10 protein-coding genes are annotated in these 8,537 nt (G+C 72.8%); 6 read left to right on the top strand and 4 right to left on the bottom strand.

What is annotated here, in order from left to right; translation table 11 throughout:
- A partial coding sequence (locus tag AB0B41_RS09100) for an IS110 family transposase (protein ID WP_358200719.1) occupies window positions 1-617 on the bottom strand: 617 nt, incomplete at its 3' end.
- Window positions 618-843: 226 nt separating this feature from the next.
- On the opposite strand from AB0B41_RS09100, the gene AB0B41_RS09095 reads away from it, so the two are divergent.
- Window positions 844-1,326: an SRPBCC family protein gene (locus AB0B41_RS09095; protein WP_358200716.1), complete on the top strand. Its 483-nt coding sequence runs from the start codon at window positions 844-846 to the stop codon at window positions 1,324-1,326.
- Window positions 1,327-1,334: 8 nt separating this feature from the next.
- On the top strand, window positions 1,335-1,961 hold the full coding sequence (locus tag AB0B41_RS09090) for a maleylpyruvate isomerase family mycothiol-dependent enzyme (protein WP_358200714.1): 627 nt from the start codon (window positions 1,335-1,337) through the stop codon (window positions 1,959-1,961).
- Window positions 1,962-1,972: 11 nt separating this feature from the next.
- On the opposite strand, the gene AB0B41_RS09085 is transcribed toward AB0B41_RS09090, so the two are convergent.
- On the bottom strand, window positions 1,973-3,262 hold the full coding sequence (locus tag AB0B41_RS09085) for an MFS transporter (RefSeq protein ID WP_358200712.1): 1,290 nt from the start codon (window positions 3,260-3,262) through the stop codon (window positions 1,973-1,975).
- Complete coding sequence (locus AB0B41_RS09080; RefSeq protein WP_358200710.1) at window positions 3,262-4,671, bottom strand: rhodanese-like domain-containing protein; 1,410 nt, start codon at window positions 4,669-4,671, stop codon at window positions 3,262-3,264. The genes AB0B41_RS09085 and AB0B41_RS09080 overlap by 1 nt, the downstream gene beginning before the upstream one ends.
- A 100-nt stretch (window positions 4,672-4,771) precedes the next feature.
- Between AB0B41_RS09080 and AB0B41_RS09075 the strand changes: the two genes are divergently transcribed.
- The 4 genes from AB0B41_RS09075 (at window position 4,772) to AB0B41_RS09060 (ending at window position 7,631) form a co-directional block, all read left to right on the top strand.
- Window positions 4,772-5,440, top strand: a complete 669-nt coding sequence (locus AB0B41_RS09075; protein WP_358200708.1) for a metalloregulator ArsR/SmtB family transcription factor — start codon at window positions 4,772-4,774, stop codon at window positions 5,438-5,440.
- A complete protein-coding gene (locus tag AB0B41_RS09070) occupies window positions 5,437-6,780 on the top strand; it encodes an MFS transporter (RefSeq protein ID WP_358200706.1) in 1,344 nt (447 codons plus the stop codon). The genes AB0B41_RS09075 and AB0B41_RS09070 overlap by 4 nt, the downstream gene beginning before the upstream one ends.
- A gap of 123 nt (window positions 6,781-6,903) precedes the next feature.
- Window positions 6,904-7,155, top strand: coding sequence for a hypothetical protein (locus AB0B41_RS09065; RefSeq protein ID WP_358200704.1), 252 nt, complete (start codon window positions 6,904-6,906; stop codon window positions 7,153-7,155).
- 89 nt (window positions 7,156-7,244) lie between these two features.
- The gene (locus AB0B41_RS09060) at window positions 7,245-7,631 is read left to right on the top strand and encodes a CorA family divalent cation transporter (protein WP_358200701.1); all 387 of its coding nucleotides are present in this window, start codon (window positions 7,245-7,247) and stop codon (window positions 7,629-7,631) included.
- A gap of 57 nt (window positions 7,632-7,688) precedes the next feature.
- Here the strand turns inward: AB0B41_RS09060 and AB0B41_RS09055 are convergent, their stop codons facing one another.
- Window positions 7,689-8,297 carry a sigma-70 family RNA polymerase sigma factor gene (locus AB0B41_RS09055; RefSeq protein ID WP_358200699.1) on the bottom strand — a complete coding sequence of 203 codons (609 nt, stop codon included), beginning with the start codon at window positions 8,295-8,297 and terminating at the stop codon, window positions 7,689-7,691.
- Between the last annotated feature and the right edge of the window lie 240 nt (window positions 8,298-8,537).

The raw sequence follows: 8,537 nt of genomic DNA, 5'->3' as shown, positions 1-8,537 counted from the left end.
TGCTCCCGCTGGAACGCGGCGCCCTGGTCGACCCCGGCCGCGCGCAGCGCGGCCGGGGTCTGGTAGCCGCGCACCAGGATCAACGCCGAGCGGGTGGTGTAGTCGAAGGCCTGTTCCAGGCCGGGGAAGATCGAGCCGAGCAGTTCGCGGAGCCGGTTGACCCCGCGCACCCGGTCGGCCATCAGGTCCTCGCGGCGCGCGGTGAGGACCTGCAGGTCCCCGACGATCTGGTCGGGCACGGCCACCTCGGTCAGGTCGGTGCGCAGCCGGGCGGTCTCGGCGATGGTACGGGCGTCGCGGGCGTCGGTCTTGGCTTCCCCGGGGTAGGCGCCGGACATCCGGTTGACCAGCCGGCCCGGCACCGAGCGCAGCGGCCGGCCGGTGGCCGCCAGCAGTGCGATCAGCAGAGCGGCCGACCCGGAGGTCATGTCCACCGCCCACACCACCTGTCCGGCCTGTCCGGCTTTGCTGGTGGTGCGGGTGATCAGGTCCTCGATCGCGGCCTGGGAGTTGGTGACCTTGCGGGAGAACACCGTCGTGCCGTGCTCGTCGACCGCGCAGGCGTGATGGGCTCTTTTCCCGACGTCGATCCCGACCCAGAGTTTCTTGCCCGCCACGTGATGCCGGCTCCTTCTCGTGCCGTTCGACAGCCCGTGGCCGTCCCTGCCTGCAGCTCCGTCAACAGCGACCGTGCGCAGATCTCAATCAGCGGCCAAGGCGTCCGAAACGGCGAGGTGAAACTCCTCCGAAGCCACCACATGGCAAGAACCCATGAGCCACACCCCGCCGTCAAGGGCGTCCGGAACACCTCATCCCGAACATCAACAACCTTACGGAGAACCCATGAGCGGCACGGCCCCCATCCCACCCATCACCGGCACGGTCTCATTGGCTGTCCCGGTGGAGCGAGCCTTCGAGGTGTTCACCGCCTCGATCAACACGTGGTGGCCGCGCCAGTACCACATCGGACAGGCCGACGTCGCTGAAGTCGTGCTCGAGCCCCGCGCCGGCGGGCGCTGGTTCGAGCGCGGCGTCGACGGCAGCGAGTGCGACTGGGGCCGAGTGCTGGTCTGGGAGCCTCCGCACCGGTTGGTGTTCACCTGGCAGATCAACGGCTCCTGGCGGTTCGACCCCGACCCGGACAAGGCCAGCGAGATCGAGGCCCGGTTCACCGCCTCCGGGCCGCAGGAGAGCGTGGTCGAGGTCGCGCACCGCTACTTCGAACGGCTCGACGGCGGGCAGGCGATCAACGATGCGATCAACGGCGGTGGCGGCTGGGCGCTGCTGCTCGACGGGTTCGCCAAGACCGTCGCCGAGCAGGGCTGAGGTTCTCGATGCACACCGTGGACACGATGGCGATGGCCCGCGAGGAGCGCGGCGAACTGGTCGACCTGCTCGTCACGCTCACCCCGGAGCAGTGGGAGGCCCCGACGCTGTGCAGCGAGTGGTGCGTCCGCGAGGTGGTGGCGCACATGTTCAGCTACGACGAGCTCAGCCGTCGCCAGCTGGTGGGACGGTTCCTGCGCGGCGGACCGCGACGGGCGAACGAGATCGGGGTCGCCGCCTACGCCGGCCGCAGCCCGGACGAGCTGATCGCCCTGGCGAAGAACAACCTGCAGCCCCGGGGGCTGACCGCCGGCTTCGGCGGCCGGATCGCGCTGACCGACGGGATGATCCACCAGCAGGACATCCGGCGTCCCCTCGGCCTGCCCCGCTCCATCCCTGCCGACCGGCTCGACGTCGCCCTCGACTACGCCAGGACCGCCCCGCCGATCAGGGCGAGGAAGCGCATCCGCGGGCTGACCCTGACCGCGACCGATCTCGACTGGACCACCGGCGAGGGACCGGAGGTCACGGGGCCGGGCGAGGCGCTGCTCATGGCGCTCGCCGGCCGCCCGGGCATCACGCCCGAGTTGTCCGGGCCCGGGCTCCCCCAACTCGCCAGGCGCATCGGCGACTGACGGCACTCTGCTCATCTGCGGCGACGGTCGCTGCGCATGGCCAGCCGGCTCCACACTGCGGAGGCGGCGGTGAGTGCCGCGGCGACGAGGACGGCGGCCTCGAGGGAGGCCAGGGCGGCGGTGACGCCGCCGACGAGCGCGCCCACGGCATAGCCGACGTCGCGCCAGAAGCGGTAGCCGCCGAGGGCGGCCGCTCGGGCGGTCGGGTGGACGCCGTCGCTGATCGCGGCGAGCAAGGCGGGATAGACGAGCGCGGTGCCGACACCGAGCAGGAACGACCCGATCATCCCGGCGAGGAAGGCCTGGGACAGTCCGAGCACGATGATCAGCAGCCCGACGGCCTGGGTCGCCATCCCGGCGACGACGGGGATCTTGCGACCGATCCGGTCGGCGAGATGCCCGGTACCCAGCATGCCGACGGCCCACATGAACGGATAGAGGGCCTTGATGACGCCGACCCCGCCGATCGAGACGCCGGCCTGAACGAGCAGTACGGGGAGCAGGACCCAGGTCAGGCCGTCGTTGAGGTTGTTGACCAGGCCGGCCTGGCTGATCGAGGTCAGGTTCCGGTCGCGCCAGGTGAGCTCGGCGAACATCGTGCCCAGCCCCGGAGCAGCGGTCGCTCCGGACCTGCCGGCGGGGTCCCGCGCGTCGTCACGCCGGTGTGCGTGGTGCTGTTCGGCCTCCAGCCTGGCATGCGCGCTGGTGTCACGGACCAGGGTGACGGTGAGGACGAGCCCGGCGACGGCGTAGGCGGCGCCGAGGAGCTCGGGTGCGGGTTGGAGTCCGTAGGCGGTGGCGAGGTAGCCGGTGGCCAGCGCGGTGACGGCGACGCCGAGGTAGCCGGCGGTCTCGTTGATCCCGAGGGCCAGGCCGCGGCGGGTCGGCCCGACGAGGTCGATCTTCATGTTGACCGTCATCGACCAGGTGAGGCCCTGGTTGACGCCGAGCAGAACGTTCGCGGCGATCACCCACCACCAGTTCGGGGCGTAGGCGAGCAGGAAGGGCACCGGCAGGCCGACGATCCATCCGGCGACGAGGACCCCCTTGCGGGTGTAGCGGCCGACGACCGCGCCGCCGACGAGGTTGGTCACCGCCTTCGTCACGCCGAAGGCCATGACGAACAGGGCGACGGTGAGGTCGCCGAGCCCGAAGATCTGTACCCCCACCAGTGGGGTGATCGTGCGTTCGAGGCCGACCATGCCGCCGACGAGCAGGTTGACCAGGGCGAGCAGCGTGAACTGCCCGAGGTTCTCGCGCAGTCCGAGCCGGACGGGCAGGGCCCTCGCGGACGCGCACATCACCGTTCGTCGGTGACGGTTCCGCCATCGGGGCCGGTGACCAGGTCCCGCCCGCCGGCGTCGGCCCAGTCCTGCGGACCGCCGACGACGACGGCGAGATCCTGGCGTCCGGCGCACTCGAGGAGACTCGCCGCGGTGGCGGCGCGTTCGCCGTGCCCGCACATGAACGCAGTCGGGACAGGAACGAGTCCAGCGGCTCGGCCCGTCAGTGAACCGAGCTCGACGTGGCCGGCGCTCGGCAGGTGGCCGGCGAGGTACTCGGAGGTCTGACGGACGTCGAGGACGCGCAGGGCCCCGGGGTCGAGCTGCTCCGAGCGCAGCACGCGGATGACCGCGGTGTCGTACCCGGCAGCGATCCAGGCGTCGAGTCCTCCGGCAAGCTCCCCGACGATTCGTTCCACGCCGATGTTGAGGGCGGGCCAGGCGATGTCGGCCGGGTCCTGGTCCGGGTTGCGGACGACGACGATGTCCCTGCCGGGGGGAACGACCCAGCCCAGCCAGGTGGCGAACTGGGCGCGGAGCGCGTTGGACAGGGAGCCCGGGATGTGTGCCGCGGCGTACTGGGTGACCGGGCGGACGTCGACGAGCGTCGCGCCCTCCGCGCGCCGGCGCCGGACCGCCGACGCCGACAGTGCGGTGAGGGTGCCGGCGCGCTCCGTGTCGAGCACGGCCGGGCCCTGCCGGTTGATCGCGCCCAGCCGGCGGAAGTACGCGGGGTAGCTGCCCAGAGACCCGAGCAGGGCCTCGACGAAGTCTTGCTCCTCGTTCAGGCGGAGCAGCGGGTTCGTGGCCAGCTCCCGGCCGATCGTGGAGGTGCGGTGCGCCCCCGGCGGGGCCGAGCAGAACGATCCGGCGCCGTGGGTGGGCCACACGGCCGTCGCCGCGGGCAGGGCGGCGAGCCGACGCAGCGACGCGAACTGGGCGCGGGCCAGCTCGTCGGTGCGGGCCGGGCCGAGCAGATCGGGTCGCGCGGCCGAGCCGACGATCAGCGACCCGCCGGTGAACACGCCGGCCGGAGAGGCGCCGTCGGAGATCAGGAAGGACACGTGCTCGTCCGTGTGCCCCGGGGTGGCCAGCGCGGTCAGCCGCAGCCCACCGAGGTCGACCTCGTCGCCGTCGTGCAGCCCGCGGTGCGGGAACCGCCGGGCACCGGCGGCCGAGGCCAGCACCGTCGCCCGCTCGTCGTGCGCGAGCTGCACCGCGCCGGAGAGGAAGTCGGCGTGCAGGTGGGTGTCGGCGGCGAACCGGATCCGCAGCCCCTCCGCGCGAGCCCGGGCGTGCACCGCGCGCAGGTCCCGCGGCGGGTCGACCACCAGCGCCGACCCGTCGCCCAGGTCGAGCAGGTAGCTGGAGTTGCCCAGCCCCTCGTCGACCACCGCGTGCACTCGCACGTTGTCAGGCGCGACCATCGCTTCTCACCGTCCCGAGACTGGGCTGGCTCTCTTCGACACAGCGGCAGGAGCACGTGATGCTACGGTATTCCATGGATTTATGGAGGAGTTGAGGGCGGTGGCGGACGAGACGGCGAAGGGTGCGCTGTTCGCGCAGCTGGCCCGGGTCGGGAAGGCGCTGGGCAACGGCAAGCGCCTGGAGCTGCTGGACCTGCTCGCGCAGGGTCCCCGCAGCGTCGCCGAGCTCGCCGCGACCGCACGGTTGGGCCTGACGACGGCCTCGGCGCACCTGCAGGCGCTCAAGAACGCCGGGCTGGTGCGGACGACCCGACACGGCACGACGATCGAGTACGCCCTGGCCGGGGACGACGTCGCCGAGCTGTGGCTGCGGCTGCGCGAGGTGGCCGGCGCCCACATCGCCGACGTCGGACCCGCCGCACAGGCCTACCTCGGACCCGACGACACGGAGGAGATCACCCGCGAGGAGCTGCTGCGTCGCGTCACCGACGGGCGGGCCGTGGTCCTCGACGTGCGACCCGGGCCGGAGTTCGCCGCCGGGCACATCCCGGGCGCGATCTCGATCCCGATCGACCAGCTCGCCGCCCGGCTCGAGGAGATCCCCGTCGACCAGGAGATCGTCGCCTACTGCCGCGGCGCCCTGTGCGTGTTCTCCCACGACGCGGTCCGACTGCTCGCCGCCCACGGCCGGCCTGCGGTGCGCCTGACCGACGGCTTCCTGGAATGGCGCCTGTCCGGTCGGCCCGTCGCCGGCCAGGCCGGTCGATGACCGACCAGCACGCCGACGATCCGGCGCAGGACCGGGAACCCGGCTCGGCAGCGGAGCTCACCGAGCCGCCGGAGCAGCGTCGCATCCTCCGGACGCTCGTCCTGGCACAGGTCCTCAGCGGTGCCGGGCTCGCCGCCGGGATCACCGTCGGCGCCCTGCTGGCCCAGGACATGCTCGACACCACCAGCCTGGCCGGGGTGCCCATCGCACTGTTCACCGTCGGCTCGGCCGCGGCCGCCGCCGGGGTGGGTCGGCTCTCGCAACGCTTCGGCCGCCGGCCCGGCCTGACCACCGGGTACGCGGCCGGCGCCGCGGGCAGCGCCGGCGTCGTCCTCGCCGCCGTCACCGACAGCGTCCCACTGCTGTTCGCAGCGATGGTCGTCTACGGCTCCGGCACCGCGACCAACCTGCAGGCCCGCTACACCGGGGCCGATCTCGCCGCTCCGGCCCGCCGCGGCCGCGCGGTCAGCACCGTCCTGGTGGCGACCACCCTCGGCGGGGTGCTCGGCCCGAACCTCGTCTCCCCGATGGGGCGGCTCGCCGCGGCCTGGGGCATCCCGCCGCTGGCCGGCCCGTTCCTGCTCTCCGGCGCCGCCTACCTCCTCGCCGCACTCGTCCTCGGTCTGCTGCTGCGCCCCGATCCGCTCCGTCTTGCCCGCGAACGCGCGGCCGTCGTCACGATCGGCGACACGCTCGGGCAGGGCGCCGGGTCGACCACGACGGCCCCCACGGGAGAACGCGCCGCAGGAGGGTCGGGCGGCGTCGCGCTGGGCGCCTCGATCATGGTGCTCACGCAACTCGTGATGGTCGCGATCATGACCATGACCCCGGTGCACATGGCCGCTCACGGCCATGGCGTCGGCGCGGCCGGGGCCGTCATCGCCGTGCACGTCGCCGCGATGTACCTGCCCTCTCCACTGAGCGGCTGGCTCGTCGACCGGTACGGCCGCATCGTCGTCGCCGCCCTGTCCGGGGTCACCCTGCTCGCCGCCGGCGTCCTCGCCGCCACCGCACCCACCGACTCGGTCGTCCTGCTCACCGTCGCGCTCGCCCTGCTCGGCCTGGGTTGGAACGTCGGGCTGCTCAGCGGCACCGCGATCATCACCGATTCCGTGCCCCTCGAGCGCCGCGCCACCACGCAGGGGAGCGTCGACGTCGGCGTCGCCCTCGCCGGAGCCGGTGGCGGGCTTGCTTCCGGCGTCGTCGTCGCCGTGGCCGGCTTCCCGGCCCTCGCCGTCGCCGGCGGGGTCGTCGCCCTGGCAATCATCCCGATCATCGCCGCCACCGCACGCCCAACCCGCCGCTCCATCGCAGACCCGGCAGCCGAGCCGACGCCCTGACCTCCCGCCTTCGAGACCGTGCCGATCCGCGAGCCCGAGGCCGCCGCGCTCCGGCCGTGCGGGGAGACCTCGGAGCGCAGGCCGCGGCATCGTGAGGCCGACACGCGTTGTCGGATCCGGGGTGTGCGCCTCGTCGACGGGGTGCAGCACGGCGCCGAGTTCGTCGCTGACGGCTCGCGGGGCGGCAGCGTCTGCCCGACCACGCGCAGCTGCCCCCTGCCGAGCGGCTTCCACGAACGCACGCTGGCCCACGTCGTCCTACTCACCCAGCACCTCCTCCAGGACGGTCTCGCGGGTGCGGCCGAGGAGGTCGAGGAGGTCGAGGAGGTCGAGGTGCTCGCCCAGCAGGCGGTCCACTATCGCATCCGCCGGTGAACAGGGCCGAAGATCGATGTGAACGCTCTGGGCGGAGTGAGCGGGCCCACCACCGACAACCCGGCCCGGCCCCCAGGCGGTCGACGGCCGTGACGCAGTGCGGCGAGCCATCGGACGCAGGACTGCGCGACGACGAGAACATCCCACTGACCAACCCCACGCTCGCGCCCTACTTCCAGGACGTCTACGACCACGTGCTGGGAGCCGCGGAGACCGTCGACAGCACGCGCGACCACGTGGCCAGCATCCTCGAGAGCAACCTCAACGAGCAGGGCAACGAGCTCATCGTCATCACCCGCAAGCTCGCCGCCTGGGCCGCGATCATCGCCGTCCCCACCGCGATCACCGGCTGGTACGGACAGAACGTCCCCTACCCGGGCTTCGAACAGCCCTGGGGCTTCGTCACGAGCACCGTGCTCATCCTCGTCCTCGGCGGGCTGCTCTACTTCGGACTGCGCCGCAATGGCTGGCTCTAGCCACTCGCCGCCCGGTGAGCGACCCGGTCGCGGGTCGGCCATCGCTCCCGATGGAGGTCATGCGCAGCGACAGTCCGTCGGTCGGTTGTAGTCCATCGGCACGCCGCGCGCGTCGAGGGTGAGCCGGCAGCACCGGTCGAGCAGCTCGGCGAGGCGGCGCCGGCCGCGCTGCACCCGCGACTTCATCCCGGACACCGACACGCCCTCGCGCCGGGCCGCGTCGGTCTGGGTCAGCCCGTCGAGGTCGGACAGCTCCAGGGCCCGGCGCTGCTCGGCAGGCAGGCGCTCGAGCAGCGGACGCATGCAGACGGCGAGCTCGGCGAGCGCGGACGGCGGCTCGTCCTCGGCGCTGACGGCGCTCTCGGGCATGTCGTCGAGCAGGACACCCCCGCGGCGCGCCCGCTCGCGGTCGGCGCGGCGGTACTCGTCGATGACGGCGTTGCGCGTGATCCGGTAGACCCACCGCGTGAGGTGTTCGTGGTCCTCGACGCGGTCGAGGTTGCGGTGGATGCGCAGCATGATCTCGCCGAGCACGTCGTCGGCGCGCTCGGGGTCGGTGATCCGGCGCCTGACGAACGTCTGCAGCTGCGCGCCGAACTCCCGCCAGACCTGCTCGGTGGTCGGGTCGTTCGTGCTGTAGCGGGTGTCGTCGGCGGTCGCGGTCATCTCGGTGCCCCTGGTCGGAGGTCGGCCCATGGTTACGTCTGACTGACGGCGGACCCGGCGGAAGGACGCACCCGAACCGCCTGAGGGACGACCTCTTTTCTGGGTAGGTCAGCGCGTGGCAGCCGACGCAGGGTCGCCGCTCGGGCGCAGCCGCCGGTTCACACGCCCTGCAGTCGGATCTGCCCGAAGGCGACGGCGTGGCGCACGCCGACCGCCGGGCCGGCACGGCGGTCAGTGCGC

It is taken from the genome of Pseudonocardia sp. NPDC049154, from assembly GCF_040648315.1.
GTDB lineage: Bacteria > Actinomycetota > Actinomycetes > Mycobacteriales > Pseudonocardiaceae > Pseudonocardia.
Note: the sequence above shows the minus strand (reverse complement) of the source record. Positions and strands in the feature narration are given on the sequence as shown.